Annotated in this window: 14 protein-coding genes; 5 read left to right on the top strand and 9 right to left on the bottom strand. The window is 72.4% G+C overall.

The window, feature by feature from the left end; genetic code table 11:
• Positions 1-135: 135 nt before the first annotated feature.
• Positions 136-1,443, bottom strand: a complete 1,308-nt coding sequence (locus tag IMZ35_RS25000; RefSeq protein ID WP_199443631.1) for an MFS transporter — start codon at positions 1,441-1,443, stop codon at positions 136-138.
• 534 nt (positions 1,444-1,977) lie between these two features.
• Between IMZ35_RS25000 and IMZ35_RS31040 the strand changes: the two genes are divergently transcribed.
• From IMZ35_RS31040 to IMZ35_RS24980, 3 genes are all read left to right on the top strand, one after another.
• Positions 1,978-3,978 (top strand): aminotransferase class I/II-fold pyridoxal phosphate-dependent enzyme, encoded by a 2,001-nt coding sequence (locus IMZ35_RS31040; protein ID WP_307868740.1) that lies wholly within the window; start codon positions 1,978-1,980, stop codon positions 3,976-3,978.
• Between the two features lie 2 nt (positions 3,979-3,980).
• Positions 3,981-4,964 carry a UbiA family prenyltransferase gene (locus IMZ35_RS24985; RefSeq protein WP_307868739.1) on the top strand — a complete coding sequence of 328 codons (984 nt, stop codon included), beginning with the start codon at positions 3,981-3,983 and terminating at the stop codon, positions 4,962-4,964.
• 70 nt (positions 4,965-5,034) lie between these two features.
• Positions 5,035-6,300 (top strand): FAD-dependent oxidoreductase, encoded by a 1,266-nt coding sequence (locus IMZ35_RS24980; protein WP_307868738.1) that lies wholly within the window; start codon positions 5,035-5,037, stop codon positions 6,298-6,300.
• 8 nt (positions 6,301-6,308) lie between these two features.
• Here the strand turns inward: IMZ35_RS24980 and IMZ35_RS24975 are convergent, their stop codons facing one another.
• Positions 6,309-7,301 (bottom strand): methyltransferase, encoded by a 993-nt coding sequence (locus IMZ35_RS24975; protein WP_199443629.1) that lies wholly within the window; start codon positions 7,299-7,301, stop codon positions 6,309-6,311.
• A 171-nt stretch (positions 7,302-7,472) separates the two neighbouring features.
• Between IMZ35_RS24975 and IMZ35_RS24970 the strand changes: the two genes are divergently transcribed.
• Complete coding sequence (locus IMZ35_RS24970; protein ID WP_199443628.1) at positions 7,473-8,306, top strand: TauD/TfdA dioxygenase family protein; 834 nt, start codon at positions 7,473-7,475, stop codon at positions 8,304-8,306.
• A gap of 84 nt (positions 8,307-8,390) precedes the next feature.
• On the opposite strand, the gene IMZ35_RS24965 is transcribed toward IMZ35_RS24970, so the two are convergent.
• The 4 genes from IMZ35_RS24965 to IMZ35_RS24950 all read right to left on the bottom strand — a co-directional run bounded on the left by IMZ35_RS24965 (position 8,391) and on the right by IMZ35_RS24950 (position 12,899).
• Positions 8,391-9,599 (bottom strand): cytochrome P450 family protein, encoded by a 1,209-nt coding sequence (locus IMZ35_RS24965; protein WP_199443627.1) that lies wholly within the window; start codon positions 9,597-9,599, stop codon positions 8,391-8,393.
• A 55-nt stretch (positions 9,600-9,654) separates the two neighbouring features.
• Entirely contained in the window at positions 9,655-11,331 is a 1,677-nt protein-coding gene (locus tag IMZ35_RS24960; protein WP_199443626.1) for a prenyltransferase/squalene oxidase repeat-containing protein, read from the bottom strand.
• Positions 11,332-11,452: 121 nt separating this feature from the next.
• A complete protein-coding gene (locus IMZ35_RS24955) occupies positions 11,453-11,677 on the bottom strand; it encodes a hypothetical protein (RefSeq protein ID WP_199443625.1) in 225 nt (74 codons plus the stop codon).
• Between the two features lie 238 nt (positions 11,678-11,915).
• Positions 11,916-12,899 (bottom strand): NmrA family NAD(P)-binding protein, encoded by a 984-nt coding sequence (locus IMZ35_RS24950; RefSeq protein WP_307868737.1) that lies wholly within the window; start codon positions 12,897-12,899, stop codon positions 11,916-11,918.
• 64 nt (positions 12,900-12,963) lie between these two features.
• Here IMZ35_RS24950 and IMZ35_RS24945 point away from each other — a divergent pair, with 64 nt between their 5' ends.
• Entirely contained in the window at positions 12,964-13,332 is a 369-nt protein-coding gene (locus tag IMZ35_RS24945) for a winged helix-turn-helix transcriptional regulator (RefSeq protein WP_199443624.1), read from the top strand.
• 486 nt (positions 13,333-13,818) lie between these two features.
• On the opposite strand, the gene IMZ35_RS24940 is transcribed toward IMZ35_RS24945, so the two are convergent.
• The 3 genes from IMZ35_RS24940 to IMZ35_RS24930 all read right to left on the bottom strand — a co-directional run bounded on the left by IMZ35_RS24940 (position 13,819) and on the right by IMZ35_RS24930 (position 16,895).
• Positions 13,819-14,238: a hypothetical protein gene (locus IMZ35_RS24940; protein WP_199443623.1), complete on the bottom strand. Its 420-nt coding sequence runs from the start codon at positions 14,236-14,238 to the stop codon at positions 13,819-13,821.
• Entirely contained in the window at positions 14,235-15,266 is a 1,032-nt protein-coding gene (locus IMZ35_RS24935; RefSeq protein WP_199443622.1) for a trypsin-like serine peptidase, read from the bottom strand. Before IMZ35_RS24935 ends, IMZ35_RS24940 begins: the two co-directional genes overlap by 4 nt.
• Before the next feature lie 351 nt (positions 15,267-15,617).
• Positions 15,618-16,895: a YncE family protein gene (locus IMZ35_RS24930; RefSeq protein ID WP_199443621.1), complete on the bottom strand. Its 1,278-nt coding sequence runs from the start codon at positions 16,893-16,895 to the stop codon at positions 15,618-15,620.
• Positions 16,896-17,240 lie beyond the last annotated feature (345 nt).

The following is a 17,240-nucleotide window of genomic DNA, read 5'->3' as shown; positions in this document are numbered from 1 at the left end:
GGATCACAAAGTCCAGGACTTTAGTCGATCCTGACCACACTTTTGTCTAGTCAACGCGTAAGTCGGTCGATGAGATGGCTGTTTTGACGCAAAGATCGTCGCCGCTCCTCAGCACGCCGAGCGAGCGCCCCGAGGTCAGCTCGACGGTTCGGCGGGGAGGCGCGTGAGCGGTGCGACGCCGGGCGCTCCTCCCTCCTGGCCGATCTCCGGCACCCGGCGCACGGCGATCGCGCCGACGACGCCGAGCAGCCCGAGGAAGCCGAACAGCGCGGTGAACCCGCCGATCCCGAGCAGCAGTGGCGCCACCAGCGGCACCAGCGACTGCGGCAGGGTGTTGGCGATGTTGACGATGGCGAGGTCCTTGGCCGCGTCCTCGTCGTGGGGCAGCACCCGCACGCACATCGCGAGGTCCACCGACAAGAACACCCCGATGCCGATGCCCACGACGCCGTGGATCACGAACACCGCGAGGATCGACGGCGCGAACGCCATCGTGCACATCGACGCGGCGGCGAGCAGTCCGGCGGCGACCACGAACGGCTTCTGCCGCGCGAGCCGGTCGGAGAAGTGGCCAGCGGCGAGGCTCGCGGTGACCAGGCAGACGGTGTTCACCACCGTCATCGCGAACACCAGCCCGCCGACCTCGGCGGGACCGGCGCCGAAGCGCTGGATGAGGAAGAACGCGAGGTAGGTGCCGCTGGCGTAGGCAGCGGTGATGAGGAAGCGCACCAGCCACGCCCAGCCGAAGGCGGGGTGGCGGCGCGGGTCCAGCCAGAACGTGCGCAGCACGCCGCCGAGACCGAGCGCGGGCCGCTCCCGGCGGACCGGTCGTCCCTCCCGGATCAGCAGCACCGCGAGACCGCCGCCGACGACGGTCGTGCCCGCGATGGCGTACCACTGCGTCGCGGACCCGGCGGGAAGGGCGTTGACGAGCGCGATGCCGAGCAGCGGACTGAGCGCGATGCCGAGACCGAGCGTTCCGGAGACGATGCCGCGGCGGTGCGGCGGGACCTGGTCCGCGACGGTGGCGGTCGTGGACGCGTGCTGGAAGCTCAGGGCGGCCTTGGCGACGCACCACAGCAGGACGACCTGCCACACGGTGGTGGCCGAGCCGAGCAGGACGAGCACCACCGCGCCGGTGACCGAGCCGACGAGGATTCCGGTGCGGCGGCGGCCGAGGCGGAACGTGGTGAGGTCGCTGATCCGCCCGGCGATCGGCGTGAACACCAGGGCCACGATCGCCCCGACCCCGGTGACGAGGCTGAACGCGGAGGTGGCGGCCGTGCCGCCGGAGATCCTGGTCAACTGGAGGGCGAGGAGCAGTTGCAGCGGGGTCAGCAGGGCGATGTACAGGCCGGTCTGCGACGCCAGCAGCGCGGCGGACAGCCTGCCGACCGGCGTCGGCGTGGTGGTGGGGTCGGCGGGCGGGGCGGCGACGCTCATCCGGTACTCCTCCGCGATGCTCCGGACCGCAGGTGGTCCACACCTTTTCTAGCGGGGCGGACGGGTTGTGGTCGGGGTGCGTTCGGGTGGCGCGCACCCCTGCCCCGAACACGCGCGGTGACGACGCCGTCTCGTTCGGCGCGACGGCCGCGCTGGTCCGTCCGAGTGCGGGACGAGCGCGCGAGCGCAGGTTCTACACCAGATTCCCAGAGCAGTGACATGAAATGCTTCACAGTATTTATTCGCGACGTCAAAATCTTCTCGAAAATGGTTTCACACGAATGGCCGTCAGCCGTCCAGGTGAACGCTGCTCCGGACGTGTGACCGAGGACCGATCGCGGTAGCACGACAGCCGTTACGCGCCCGAGACGCGGAGTTGACGACAGGTAAACCGTTCCTACCAGCAACGATGCCCGAAGCTTGCCCGTTCTGGACATGTTTCCGGCAATCTTTTGGCACCCCCCTTCCCTGAACGTCGCTGATTCGGTAAAGCTTGCTCGGAGCAGATTCAGCGATTCCTGACAGGCTCGACCGGTGAACGGGGACCTCAGCGTGCCGAACATCGTCCACCAGCTTTCTCTCAACGAGAACTTCGCCCCACCGCTGCCCGGAGTCCGGGACGCGGTGATCAGCACCGCCGATCGGTCCCACCTGACCCTGGACGCCCTCTCCGACGGGCTCACCGCCACGATCGCGGAGCGCCTCGGGGTGCCGGCCTCCGACGTGCTGGTCGGGGCCGGGTCCGGCGCGGTGCTCCAGCAGCTGCTCCACGGCATCGCCGGACCGGGCACCGAGGTCGTGCACGCCGCGCTGTCGTTCTGGGGGTACGGACCGCTCGCGCGCAACAGCGGCGCCACGCCGGTCGCGGTGCCGCTGGTCGACGGCTACGGCACGGACCTGGAGGCGATGGCCGCCGCGGTGACGCCGCGCACCAGGGCCGTCCTGCTGTGCAACCCGAACAACCCCACCGGCGCGGTGCTTGGCCACGCCGAGGTGCGGGGGTTCCTCGACGCGCTGCCGCCGGACGTGCTGGTGGTCGTGGACGAGGCGTACCGCGAGTTCGCCGACCGGGCCGAGATCGCCGACGCGCTGGCCCTCTACCGCGAGGACCCCCGTGTCGTGGTGGTCCGCACGTTCTCCAAGTCGCACGGGCTGCTGGGCCTGCGCGTGGGCTACCTGGTGGCGGCGGCGTCCGTCGTCACGCCGCTGCGCGGCACCACGCCGTTCTTCCGCGTCAGCACCGTCGCGCAGGCCGCGGCCACCGCCGCGCTGGCCGCCGAGGAGCAGATGCGCGCGCAGTGCGAGGCGGTCTGCGTGGAGCGGGACCGGCTGCGGGCCGCGCTGGTGAACCGCGGGCTGGAGGTGCCGCCGAGCGCGGGCAACTACCTGTGGCTCCCGCTGGGCGCCGACGGTCCGCCGCTGGTGGAGTTCCTGGCCGAGCACGGGGTCGAGGTCCGCGACGTGGGCGGGCTGGGCGTGCGGGTGACCGTGGGCACGCGGGAGGCCAACGACGCGGTGATCGCGCTGGTCACCGAGTACACCCGCACGGGCTTCTCCCCCGCGGCCGAGGCACTCGTGACCCGGCTGCGCGCGGCGCTGCACGCCGAGTGGCCCGAGCACACCGACCCCGTGCTCGGCATCTCCCGCTACGCGCTGCTCACACCGGGCAAGCTGCTGCGTCCGCTGCTGCTCGCCGCGGCGGCGGGCGCGGTGGGCGGCGACGTGGAGCAGGTCGTGCCCGCCGCGCTCGCGGTGGAGTACCTGCACGTCGGGTCGCTGGTGCACGACGACGTGATCGACGGCGACGAGATGCGCCGCGGCCAGCCGTCGGTGCAGCACCGCTACGGCACGTCCGACGCCATCGCCACCGGTGACGCGCTGATGATGCGGACGTTCGGCTCGGTGGCGGCCTGCGTCGAGCGCGGTGTGCCGGAAGCGGCGGCGCTGGAGGCGGTGCGGGCGATCTCCGACGCGGGCGTGGACGTGTGCCGCGGCCAGGCGCTGGAGGGCGCGATGGCCTCCGACCCCGCGCACCCGCTGGCGGACTACCTGACGGTGATGGCGCTCAAGACCGGCGCGCTGTTCCGCGGCGCCTGCCGGGCCGGTGCGGTGCTCGGTGGCGCGGAACCGGCCGTGGTCGACGCGGTGAGCCGGTACGCCGAGCACCTGGGCCTCGCTTTCCAGATGTACGACGACCTGCTGCCCTACCTGTCCGATCCGGCGATCACCGGCAAGTCCGGGCTGAGCGACCTGCGCAACCTGCGGCCCACCTACCCGGTGCTGCTGGCGCACGAGACGGGCACGCCGGAGCAGCGCGCACGGGTGGTGAGCGCGCTGAGCGGTGAGCTGCCGCCGGAGGAGGCGTTCACGGCCCTGCGGGACGTGCTCGACGAGACGGGCGCGCTGAAGCGGGCGGTGGAGCACGCGGAGGCCGAGGTGACCGCCGCGAAGGCATGCCTGGCCGGGCTGCCGCCCAACGAGCACACCGCGATGCTCGCCGAGGTCGCGAACACGTCGATCGACCGGAGCCGGTAGCCGTGGCGAACTGGCGGCGCACCGCCGAGGCGCACGTCCAGACGTGGCGCCCGTACACGTTGACCTATCCCGGTGTCGTCGGCCTGGCCGGTGCGTCCGTCGCCGGTGGCGACCCCGGCCCGCTGCACCTGGCCGCCGCCGTGCTGATCCCGGTGCTGGTCTGGCTGGGAGGGCACTACCTGGGCGACTGGTTCGACCGCGAGCTGGACGCGATCGACAAACCTCAGCGGCCCATCCCGTCCGGTCGGCTCAGCCCGCGCGCCGCGCTGCTCTCGGCGGTGGTGAGCGAGGTCGGTGCGGCGGCGCTGGCGCTGGCCGTGGACTGGCGGGTGCTGGTGCTGCTGGTGCTCGGCGTGGTCGGGATCGCCGCCTACAGCCGCCTGTACAAGGGGCGCGGCATCTCCGGCAACCTGGTGCGCGGCGCGCTGACGTCGCTGGCCGTGCTGGCCGGCGCCACCTGCGTGCCCGGTGGCGATCCGTGGACGGCCCTGCCGTTCGCGGTGGTGTTCCTGCTGCACGACGCGGCGTCCAACCTCGTCGGCGCGGTGCGGGACGTGGAGGGCGACGAGGCGGGCGGGTACCGGTCGGTGCCGGTGCAGCGGGGCGTCGCCTACGGCGCGCGCCTCGCGCAGACCCTCTACGGCCTGGCCCTGCTCGTGGCCGTGGCGTCCGCGCTGGCGCCGCTGCCCGACCGCACGTCCTACCTGGTGCTGCTGCTGGCGGCCACCGCGATCGGCGCGTGGGTGTTCGGCGGTCTGCTGACCCAGGGCGACGACATCACCCGCGAGTCGGCGCTGCGCGCCCACGAGGTGCTGGTGGCGGAACGGCTCGTGCTGGCGGGCGCGGTGACGGCGGCCGGTGCGGGCGCCCCGTTCGCGGTGGCGGTGCTCCTGCCGGTCCTCGCGTTCAGCGTGATCACCCAGAACGCCATGCGCACCCGCCACGAGATCCCCCCGGCCGAACTGCGGAAGGCGACCGCCTCATGACCCCGGTGTCCACCCCGGACGGAACCGTCCCACCGCCACCGCGTGTCTCCGTCCGAAGTGGAGGTGGCGCGTGAGCACCGACGTGGACGTGCTGGTGAGCGGGGCCGGGGTCGCCGGACTCGCCGCGGCGCACGCGCTGGGCGGACTCGGCCTGCGCGTGCTGGTGCTGGACAAGCAGCGCGAGATCAGGCCCGTTCCCAAGGGCGAGCTGCTGCAACCCGGCGCGACGGACGTGCTCGCGGACTGGGGCGTGGCCGACGAGCTGGCCGCGGACGGCGCGTTGCGCCTGTCGGGGCTGACGGTGCGCGACCCGCACGGCGCGGCGCTGCTGGCGCTGGACTACCGGACGCTGGACACCGGGCGGCCGTGGTTGCTGGTGCACGACTACCACGTGATCCTGGCGGCGCTGGCCCGCACCCTGCCCGCATCGGTGGAGCTGCGGCGCGGGGTGCTGGTGCGGGAACTGGTGCGCGACGAGCACGGCCGGACGACCGGTGTGCGCACGGACGGCGGTGACCTGACGGCGGGACTGGTCGTGGCGGCCGACGGGCTGTCGTCGCGGTTGCGGCGCAACGCCGGGATCGAGGTCGAGCGCGCCGACTACCCGCACAGGCTGGCCGCCTTCGAGCTGACCGGCCAGCCGCTGGGCGACGACGTGTCCACCTACGTCACCTCGCGCGGTCTGGCGATGCGGTACTCGCTGCCCGGCGAGCGGGCGCGGCTGTACGTGCAGGTCGAGCCGGACGAGCTGCGGGGCGTGGACGCGAGCGCCGCCGGGGGGTGGATCGACGGCCTGGTGCGCGACGTGCCGGCGCTCGCCCCGCTGCGCGAGGACGTCGCGCGCGCCTGGTCGGCGCGGCAGGTCCTGCCGGTGGGGCGGTCGCTGACCACGTCGCTGGCCGCTGACGGGCTGGCGCTGATCGGGGAGAGCGCGCACTCCGTGCACCCGGCCGCCGGTCAGGGCATGAACAGCTCGATCCTGGACGCGGCGAGCCTCGCCGCGCGGGTGCGCGAGCTCGACGGCGACCTGGCGCCCGAACTGCTGGCACCGCTGCTGCGCGCGTGGAGCACCGGGCGCCGTCCCGAGCTGATCGCCGTCGGGACGACCAGCCACAACGCGACCCGCATGATCAGCGACCTGTCGCCGTTCGGCCGGGTGCTGGGCCGTCGCGCGCTGCGCAAGACCGGACGCAACCGGCGGCTGCGCCACACGATCATGCACAACATGGCCGGACTGGGACAGCACTCGCTGAGTCCGCTGGACCGCCTGCACCAGCTCGGCGTGCTGCCCGACCCGAGAGGCGGGCAGCTGCCGAGCTGGGCGCGGTCCCGGTGACCCGGTCGCTAGAGCCCGCACTCCACGACGAGCAGGCCGCCGTCCCAGCGGCGTGTGGTGGCGGTGGAGAACCCGGCGCGTCGCGCCAGGGCCGTGAAGTCCTCCTCCGTGCGCTCCCGGCCGCCGAGCAGGGTCAGCGACTGGAGGTCGAACGACGAGTTGTTCTTCGCGTGCTCCCGACCCGCCAGCACCTCCACGACCAGCAGGCGGCCGGTGCCGACGACCTCGGCGGCGCGGGTCATGATCCGCAGCGCGTCCTCGTCGCTCCAGTCGGTGAGGACGCGGGAGATCACGTAGGTGTCGTAGCCGGTGGGCAGCGGGTCGAAGAAGCTGCCGGGCACGAAGGCGGCGCGGTCCTCCAGCCCGGCCTCCTTCAGCGCGGTGGTGGCCTCCGGCTCGACCGGGGGCAGGTCCAGCACGGCGCCGGTCAGGTGCGGGTTGGCCCCGAGCACCTCGATCAGCAGCGCGCCGGTGCCGCCGCCGACGTCGAGCACCCGCCGGGTGGACGACCAGTCGCACTCGGTGGCCACGACCGGTCCGGTCTGCCACGCGTGGACGGCCATGACCCGGCCGAAGAACAGCCGCAGCTCCTCGTCGGCTCCGTAGTCGTCCCAGAACGGGACGCCGTGCACGGTGGCGTAGGCGGACTCGCCGGTGCGCACCGAGTGGGCCATGCCCGCGTAGGCGAGGTCCATCTTCGTGCCGGGGCCCTCGATGTCGAGCCAGCGGCGGGCTGCGCCGTGGTCGTCGCCGAGCAGGACGCGCGACACGTCGGTCAGCGCGTAGGTGCCGGGCTGCGGCTCGGCCAGGAACCCGATGGAGGTGAGGTGGTTCAGCAGCCTGCGCAGCGAGTCGGGATCGGCACCCGCGGCGCCGGCCAGGGCGTCGAGCCGGGCGGTGCCGCCGTCGATCAGTTCGGGCAGGTGCAGGGTGACGGCCGCCCTGACCGCGAACGGCGTCGCGAGGTCGATCATCTTGGCCAGCTCGTCCTGTGCGGTCATTCCGATGAATTCCCCTCGTCAGCGGGAGAAAAAATTCGTCCACCACGATCCTGACACCGGCGGGCGAGCGGGGTCAAGAGCACCGAACAGCGCCCTGAGAATCATCAGTACCGCGCCGTGGAACACGCGCGCGGAATTGAACGACGCGTATCGAAAGAAAGCAGGGAAAACATGACCTTCCAGGTTCGCCCGATCTCCGGTTCGCTCGGCGCGGAGGTGCGTGGCGTCGATCTCGGCGCGATCGACGACGAACGGTTCACGGAGATCCACGACCTGCTGATGCGCCACCTGGTGCTGTTCTTCCCGGACGCCGGCGGCCTGACCCCGGAGGCGCACGAGGCGTTCGGCAGCCGCTTCGGGGAGCTGGAGGTCCACCCCTTCCTGCCGAAGCTCGACGGCCACGACAAGATCGTCGTGCTGGACTCGGACCAGGGCGCGCGCGCCGACGTGTGGCACACCGACGTGACCTTCGTCCAGAGTCCGCCGATCGCCTCCGTCCTGCAGATCACGGTGACGCCAGAGGCGGGCGGCGACACGATGTGGAGCAACCAGTACCTCGCCTGCGAGGCGCTGTCGGAGCCGGTGCGCGACATGCTGGAGGGCACCACGGCGCAGCACCTGTTCGTCCACCCGAACGGCTCGTTCCGCGGCGAGGTGGAGCACCCGGTGATCCGGACGCACCCGGTGACCGGCCGCAAGAGCCTGTACGTGAACCGCATGTTCACCCGGCGCATCCTCCAGCTCAGCAAGGGCGAGAGCGACGCGCTGCTGGAGCACCTGTTCACCGTGTCGGAGAGCCCCCAGCGCACCTGCCGCTACCGCTGGGTTCCCGGCGCGGTGGCGATGTGGGACAACCGGGCGACCCAACACTACGCGGTGAACGACTACGTGGGGCGCCGCGTGGGCCAGCGCGTGACGGTGATGGGCGACGAGCCGCGCGGCGCGGAGCCGCGCTGGGCGAAGTACCAGGAGCCGGGAATGTCCGCGACGGCCGTGAAGGACTGAGGCGCGGCACGTGCGGGCCGGGCCCCGCCACCCCTCGACGAGGAGGTGGCGGGGCCCGGCCGAGGTGCGCGCGCGGCGTTCGCGTCAGGTTCCCGCACGGGGCCCGAGCACGACCGGGAACGTGCGCGGGGCGTGCACGTGGACGCTGTGGCGGAACGTCAGCTCGGCGGGATCGGCCGCCGCTCGCAGTCGCGGGAAGCGGGTGAACAGGGCGGCCAGCGCGACCTCGCCCTCCAGGCGGACCAGGGCCGCGCCCAGGCACCGGTGGATGCCGTGGCCGAAGGCCAGGTGACCGGCGGTGTTGCGGTCGGGGTCCAGCTCGGCCGGTGCGTCGTACCGCGCGGGGTCGCGGTTCGCGGCTCCCGTCGACAGCATCACCGACTCGCCCCTGGCGATGGCGACCCCGCCGATCTCCAGGTCCTCCGCGGCGAAGCGCAGCGAGGCGTTGATGGCCGGGGAGAGCCAGCGCAGCAGCTCCTCGATCAGCGGCGGGACCGACTGCGGCGACGCCAGGCGCTCGCGCGACGACGGGTCGTCCAGCAGCGCCCGGACGCTGTTGGTGATGAAGACGGCGGTGGTCTCGTGCCCCGCCATGAGCAGCAGCATGGCCATCGCCACGATCTCCAGGTCGGAGAGCCGGTCCCCCTCGTCGGACGCGGTGATCAGTGCGGAGAGCAGCGCGTCGTCGGGCGCCGCGCGCTTGGCCGCGACCAGTCCCTCCAGGTAGGTGGCCATCTCCGTGGAGGCCCGCACGAGCTCGGCCTCGGGGCACTCGTCGATGAGCACCGTGGACAGGCGGGCGAACTCGTCGCGCTCGATCTCGGGAACGCCGAGCAGCTCGGAGATCACCACCATGGGGAGGACGATCGCGAAGCGCGCCACGAGGTCGATCGGCTCGTCCTCGGGCAGCGCGTCGAGCAGCTCGGCGGCGACGGCTTCCACGCGCGGGCGCAGCGCGGCCACCCGGCGAGCGGTGAACGCCTGGGCGACCAGGCTCCGCAGCCGGGTGTGCTCCGGCGGGTCGAGCGAGGTCAGCATGTGCGACATCGGGGCGGGCAGTCCGGGAGGCGCCGCGGCTCGTTCCTCCGCGGGCAGGGTGGACCGCCAGTCCTTGGCCAGTCGTGCGTCGGTGAGCCCCGCGCGCACGTCGGCGTAGCGGGTGACCAGCCAGGTCGGGCCGCTCTCGAAGTCGACCTGGCGGACCGGGCAGGTCTCCCGCGTCCTGGCGAGGGTTCCGTGCGGATCGCGCCAGTAGTCCTCGGTGAAGGAATCCTCCCGTGTCGCACCCGTCATGAGGTTCTCCGTTCCTGGGACGTCCGGTCAGAACTCGTCGACTCCTGGCACCCGGTCAGCGGATCGCCTCCCGGTAGCGGCCCAGCGCGCGCAGGGCCATCCCCTGCGCGAGAGCGGGGTTGGTGTACCGGCTGACGTGGCGCACGTACTCGTTGACGGCCTCCGACGGCCACCCGCCGCCGGAGTCGCGGTGCTCCAGCAGCCAGTCCACCCCCGGCCGCACCCCGGCCGGGTCGGTGCCGGCGGCCAGCAGGGCCGAGATCGCCCAGCCGGTCTCCTCCACCGTGCCGGGCGCACCGGCCCCGTCGCCCCACGAACCGTCGGGCAGCCGGGTCCGCTCCAGCCACGCCGCCGCCCGGCGGGCCGGTTCCCCGTCCGCCCTGCCGACCCTGGAGAAGGTCTCCAGCACGGCGGCGGTGCCCATGGTGTGGTGCCGGTACCACACGGACTCGAAGGCGCCGTCGGGGAGCTGGGCCCCGGCGAGCCAGCTCAGCGCGCGGCGCACGCGGCGGTCGTCGGCCGGAACGCCCGCGTCGAGCAGCGCGTCGACGGCCTGCACGGTCGTCATCGGGCAGGGGCCGCTGTTGGCCACCCTGGTGTTGCGCACGCAGAGCCCCCAGGACCCGCGGGTGTCCTGCATGCGGGTCAGCCAGTCGACGCCCCGCTCGACGGCGTTCGCCTGCTCGTCGCCGGGCGTCCTGGACAGCACGGACAGGATCTCCCCCGTCTCCAGGGTCGAGGGCCAGCCCTCGGTGCCCGCCCAGCCCCAGTAGCCCGGCGGGCAGCCGAACGCGAGGAACGGACGGTGCTGCTGCACGCGCACGAAGAACCGGGTCGACGCGGTCAGCCGCGGGTCGTCGGCGTAGCCCGCCTCGGTGAGACCGCGCACGGCGTACATCGTCCAGGCCGAGTCGAGCGGACCGGTCTGCCACCAGCCGTCGGGGTGCATCGTCCGGCGGAACCACCCCACGGCGGCGGCGACCATGTCCGGGGCCAGCCCGGCGCGGGCCAGGCCGGTGCAGACCAGACCGGTGACCCACGCGTTCTCGCACCAGGCCCCGGTCGAGCCCTCGTGCTCGTAGACCTGCCGGATCGCCTTCAGCGCGTTCGGCTCCGCCAGGCGGGCCAGCGCGCGCTGCACCGCGGTGAGCGGCTTGTGCCTGGCCTGCGCGAGGCCGAGCGCGAAGGCCATCGGCACGCGCAGGTCGAACACCCTCCGGTACAGCCCCGGCCACAGCGCCAGCTCCAGCGGGAAGCGGCGCATGTCCTCCGGGGCCAGCCAGCCGGCGAAGCCGTAGTACTGCCGGCACCAGGAGACGACCTCGGGGTGCGGGATCGCGTCCAGGCCGCCGAAGTCGTCCATCCAGCGCTGCCCGGCCCGCACGGACTCCGCGCTCCCCGCCCGGTCGACCAGGTGGAGCACGGCGGAGGCGACGGCCGTCGGTCCGGCCTCGCTGGACAGGCCGGGGACCATCGCCCAGCCGCCGTCGTCGTTCTGGGTGCGCCGCAGCCACCCGACGCCCGCCGCGACGAGGTCGGCGCTGCCGTCCGGATCGGCGAAGTGCAGCGCCGACAGCGCGCCGACCGTGCCCAGCGTGGAGGTCAGGTTGTCCTCGCTGTAGTCGAACACCCCGTCGGGGCGCTGCGCGAGGAACAGCGCCTCGGCGCCCCCGGTGATCGCCTTCGAGAGCACGTCGGGGAACGGGTCGAGGTCGTCGTGCACCGACGTCATGCGGAGTCCTCTCGCCCGGTCGCGGCGACCGGGAACTCGTGGCGGGAGCGATGGCGCGGCACCGGTGGAGCGAGGACCGCGGGCGAGGAGCGTCAACGCGCCGGGAGCGGTGGCGCCCCGGTCACCGGTCGTCCCTCCCGGCGAGCACCGCTTCCGGTGGCGTGGCCCCCGCGGCGGAGCTGGCGGCGGCCCGCGGCACGGCGACCGGTTCCGCCGGCGCGTGCGGATCAGCAGGGGGTACGTCTCGGAGGACGGCCAGGTCGGACACGAGACCGTCGACCAGCGGGTCGAGGGTGAGGTGGACCTGGTCCAGCGAACCCCGCAACGCCTCGCGCACACCCGGCAACGGTGGAGAATAATTCCCGTCGAGGGAGAGCTGGTGAAGGATTCGGGGCAAGAGACCGACCTTTCCCGAGGGAGGTGGACCACATTCCGCCACTCTTTTGCACCGCAACTTCGACGCAAGGCTAACGATCGCCGTCAGATCACGTCAAGACCGTCATCTCGATGAGAACTCCGACCGCTCCCGACCGGACTGGGACGATCTCCGCATTCACCACATCAGCGGTTGACCGCCGGATTGTTCATCCCGGTAGAATTCGCCGCTCCGGATCGGGACCGGTCGCGCGCAACCACTCCTCCAGGGTCGTCAGGTCCGGGAGCAGGGCGCGCAGCAGGGAGACGTCGCGGTCCCGTGCGGTCAGGTCGCGCTCCTGGAAGAACTGGAACATCGCGGCGAAGTCGTGGCCGTGGTCCGGGTCCGAGTCCCGCAGCACGTCCAGCGGCACCGGGACGTAGGCGGTGGGGACGCCCGTCGTCCGCTCGAAGGCTCCGGCGATCTGCTCGCCCGTCAGGCCCTCGGCGACGACGGCGAGGTCCCGGCCGCCCCAGGACTGCCAGCGCTCGAACAGCAGGTCCGCGAACCGGGCGATGTCGTCCAGGCCGATCATCGGGTACCGGCCGGTGCCGAGCGGGGCGTGCAGGACGAGGCCCTGCCGGCCGTCCGGCAGCCGGCCCGGCGTCGGCGCCAGACGGGTGGACAGGTTCTCGAAGTACGGGGCGGTGGTGAGGATCGAGACGTGGTGGGTGTACCAGCCGTCCTGCTCGCGGCGCACCACCTCCTCCGACCGCTGGAGGTGCACGTGCGCGGCGACGGCCGCCTTGGCGTCGTAGTGCGGCACGACGGTCCGGCCGTGCGTCAGGGCCGCGACGGCGTCCAGCGAGGACCACACGAACCGGTCCACGCCGGCGACCCTGGCCGCTTCGAGCACCGCCACGCCCTGCCGGTGCTCCTCCAGCGCGCTGCCGGTGGAGAAGAAGTCCGTGTTGCAGAAGACGCGGTCCGCGCCGGACACGGCCCGTCGCAGAGCTGCGGGGTCGTCCACGTCGCCGCGCACGAGGCGGACCCGGCCGCCGCCGCGTTCCAGCAGGGCGACGGCCCTGACCGAGGCCGGGTCGCGGGTGAGGACGGTGATCGCGTTGGCGGGGTGCGCCAGCAGCCGGTGCACGACCCGGCCGCCCATCGCGCCGGTGCCGCCCACCACGAGGGTGTTGATCTGGGGTTTCACGTGATCAACGCTAGGAGTCCGACGGGTACCGGGCGGTACCCGTCGGCGCTGGTAGCTTCCGCTCGTGACCTGCGCGACCCGCTACGGCTTCCTCGCCGACTGCCCGGCCCGGCTGACGATCGAGATCATCGCCGACAAGTGGGCGGCGCTCGTCGTGTTCGGCCTGAGCGACGGGCCGCGCAGGCACGGCGAACTGGTCGGCCAGATCGGCGGCGTCTCGCGCAAGGTCCTCACCCAGACCCTGCGCCGTCTCCAGGGGTACGGCCTGGTGGAGCGGCACGCCTACCGGGAGGCTCCGCCGCGCGTCGAGTACCGGTTGACCGAGCTGGGCCGCACGCTCGTGGAACCCGTCGCCGCCCTCACCGCGTGGGCGGAGCAGCACGGCGGCGCCGTCGCCGACTTCCAGGACGCCCACGGCACCTCGCCGCGCTGAGCCCGCGGGGCCTCACCGCGATTCCTCCGCTCCACAGAGGTCACACCCCCGTCGAGCGTCGCTCGCAACGCGCAGCACGGAAACCGGCGTTCACGCCACCTCGGTCCACTCCGGAGTGAACTGTCCACCGTGGTTGATGCTGTCGTCCCGAGACGCCACCCGTGCGACCGTCGTGACGGGCGTCGGATCTTCCTGTGGCACGAGTGGTGCGATGCCGAGCAGCTTCCACCGCCGTCCAGCGCACCAGAGATCCAGGACGCACGCGAACGGACTGGGCGGGCTCCGTCGTCAGAGATCCTCGGCGAGGGGAGCGACGAGTCGGCCGCCCTGCGGCGGAGGGAGGTGGACGAGCGACGCACTTCAGCCCGGTCGGCGGACCCGCGGGAGGTCGGCGCGGACAGCGCCCGGAGACCTGCGCGGCATCGCCCTTTCGGATCGGAGTCACGCTGCCGTCTCGACACGTCCCCGTGCCGTGGCGCATCCGGTTCAGCCGCCGGACAGCGCTCGGATCTCGGCCGGTGGATCGCGGTTGAGGTCGACCACGGTCGCGTCGCCGACCGGCTGGTCCAGCCGAACGGTCTCGGTGGCGGTGAAGGCGCTGTTCGACACCGCTTCGTCGTCGCCCGGCACGCGCTCGCGCACCGTGATCCGGATGCCGACGCTGTCCGCCGACTGGCGCACCTCGACGTCCGCGAGGGCGTCGGGGCCGCTCGACAGGGCCGAGAAGCCGATGCGGAGGACGAGTTCCCGGTCGGTCGGCGCGGGAGCGCGTTCGAGCACCACGCTCGGAGCGGGCACGACGCGGGTGCTCTGCCCGCCGTCGTGCCCGCCGTCCGAACATCCGGCGGGCACGGCCGCCAGCACGGCCAGTCCGGCCGCGATCAGGCGAGCCGTGCCACGCCTCACGTCAGGTTCCTCACCGAGTCGTAGAGGTTCTTCGCACCGTCACCGAAGTACGGGCCGTAGATCTGCGTCAGGTCGTCGCCGACGTGGTAGCTGTTCACGCTGACCGTGTAGCCCGAGCTCTGGTTGAAGTCGGCGAGCCACGCGCCACCGCTCGCGCCGCCCTGCATCGTACAGGCGAGCTTGAGGTCTCCGGTGATCACGAACCGCCGCGAGGTGGCCCCGTCGCAGGTGATGAGGTCCTCACCGTCGAAGGGCGAGTTCAGCGGGAAGCCGAAGTGCCACACCGACGGCGTGGCGGGCCCGTTCAACCGGATGCCCTGACTGCCGGTGACGTCCATCAGCTGCTGGCCGTTGAGCGGGTGCATCACGGCGGCGCCCACGTCGTAGCCGTTGTCGCTGTCGTTGATCCACCCGTTGAGAGCCCACAGCTGCCGTGCGCTCCAGGTGCCCCGCGGACGGTCGCCGTAGTAGTAGTCCGGGATGAAGGTCCAGTTCTGGTCGTGCCAGGTGCCGCCCTTGCCGCCGTGGACGCAGTGGCCCGCGGTGAAGACGGTGTTGCGCGCCTCGGTGCTGACGACGACCCCGGAGCAGTGCCACAGTCCGTTGTCCTCGAAGAGCACCTTGCCGTTGGTCAGCGACACCCAGTCGTGCCGGGCGGGCCAGGACGTCCCGGTCGCGCCAGCGAACGTGGTCGCCTCCCCCGGTCCGCCCACGACCGGACTCTCGCCCGGCACGTCGAGCGCGCCCAGCACGGACGTCTGCGCGGTGCTCCGCACCTCCTCCGGCGTGACGCCCCGGTCGGCGGGCTTGGCCGCCGCGATCCGCTCCGGGGTCCAGAACCGCTCCAGCGCGGTGTTCGGATCGGCCGACAGCGCCGCGGCCTCCGGGCTGAGCGACGTGGCCGCCGACTGCGGAGTGGCCGCGGCGGGCACCGCGGGCGCCGCCCCGGCCGTCGTCGGCACGGCGACCAGCCCCGCTGTCAGCAACGCGCCGGCCAGAATTCTTCGGGCGATTCTCGTACGTGACACCATCGTCTCCCCCGTGTTGTCGCGAAGCCTCATCGTGCCACCGGGATCATCGATTCCGAGACGTTCTTCACCGGACGACCCGATTGTCGCAGCTGTGCCGTCACAACAGTCCGATCGTCGTCCACCGCGCTCCGCCGCACAGCCCACTTCACCGGTGGCCGACACAGGCGACCCGCACCGATCGGACCATTCCGCGAGAAGTGGACGATTCCCGCGCCGATCGAATTCCGCTGCGCGACGTGCGCCGCTCGACCGCTGCGCGGCCTCCGGTCCGCGAGCGGTCCCGACGCGCGTCCGGTGGGCGCGCACCGCTTGGCACCCACCGGACCCGTGTCGAGCCGTGCCGACCGGTCAGCCCGTGGCCGGGCCGGTCCACCCGGCGGGGACGTGGCCGGTGCGGACCCGCTGCGGGTGGTCGCCCACCGGCACGGAGACCACCTTGCGGCCGGTGGCGAAGTCGATCGCGGTGACCTGGTCGGCGCCGCTCTCGGAGACGACGCAGCTGCGGCCGTCACCGCTGACGGTCGCCCAGTAGGGCTTGGAGGCGGGCACCGCGGCACCCTCTCGCAGGGTCGCCCGGTCGACGACCACGGCGTAGTCGTCCATCGTCCCGGCGACGCACAGCTTGTCGCCGGCCGGACTCACCGACATGCCGTGGTGGCGGGAGTCGTTGACCCAGGTCCTGCGGTCCTCGCTGGTGTCCGGGTTCTCGGGCAGCTCCTTCACCCGGGTGATCCGGTCGGCGGCGACGTCGTACTCCACGAACCCGTTGAAGAACGACACCTGGAAGTAGAGCGTCGACTCGTCGGGGGTGAACGCCACGGGCCGGACCGAGTCCGACAGGTCCGAACGGCCGAAGGCGTCCAGGCGCTGCCTCATGTCGATCACCCTCACCTGCTGGAAGGTGGTCGTGTCGACGACGGTGATGCGGCGGTCGCCCTTGGTGAAGTCCCAGAACGGGTCGTCCAGATCGGTGTTGACCTCGCCGATCGACATGTTCCACAGGTACCGGCCACCGTCGGTGAACACGTTCTCGTGCGGCTTGTCCCCGGTGGCGAACGAACCGACCTGGCGGCCGGTGAGGACGTCGAGCACGTGCACGGTGTTGGACGTGGAGGCCGACACCGCGACCCTGCGCCCGTCCGGCGACACCGCCATGTGGTCGGAGCGGTACCCCGAGACCGGGAAGCGCCACTTCACGCGGCCGGTGACCAGGTCGAGGGAGACCACGTCGGCGAAGCTGGGGCGGGAGACGACCACGGCGCTGCCGTCCGGCGTGGTGTACATGTCGTCGACGAACTGGTCGTGCCCCTCGCCGGGGCCGTTGCGGATGCCGAGGAAGTAGGCCAGCTTGATCGGGTTGAGGTAGATCTCGCGCAGCCGCTCGTCCCGGTCGGGGATGACGTTCACCCGGCCGATGCGGGCGAAGTTCCCGCTGGAGGCGATGACGTCGGCGGTGCCCTCCCAGTTGTTGCCGACGAACATCACCTCGCGCAGCGCGGCGGCCCCCTGCCGGGGGTCGGCTGCCGCGGGAGTGGCGGCGGTGATCAGCAGGCAGGTGGCGAGGAGGCCGAGCAGACGGGTGCTGCGACCGTTCCTCCTTCCCTTCAGGACGAACTTCTTGCTCATGTCCGCACCAACCCGGAAACAGGACTTGTCACATTCGCGCAGGAGGTGAGCTGATCCGTGGTTCTGTCGCGCAGGGAGTTCACCGGAATCACCTTTCGACGTTGACGAGGTGTTCGGTGAACCATTCTGGACTCGTCTGCGCGAAACGACGACGACCGGTTACAGCTTTGTGACGCGGCTCCGGGCGGCTCGGCCGTCCGGCACGCGGCCGCCGCGCAGTACCAGGTGAGCGTCGGGGTTTCCGGTGCTGCGCGGGGTCGTCGGCCGCCCGTCGTCCGCCACGCCGGGGAACGCGGCAGCCGGGGATCGCGGCGACGGTCTCCCGGTTCCGAGCCACCGCCGCGG

The organism is Umezawaea beigongshangensis, from assembly GCF_016464305.1.
Lineage (GTDB): Bacteria > Actinomycetota > Actinomycetes > Mycobacteriales > Pseudonocardiaceae > Umezawaea_A > Umezawaea_A beigongshangensis.
This window is presented reverse-complemented; position numbering and strand designations above follow the sequence as displayed.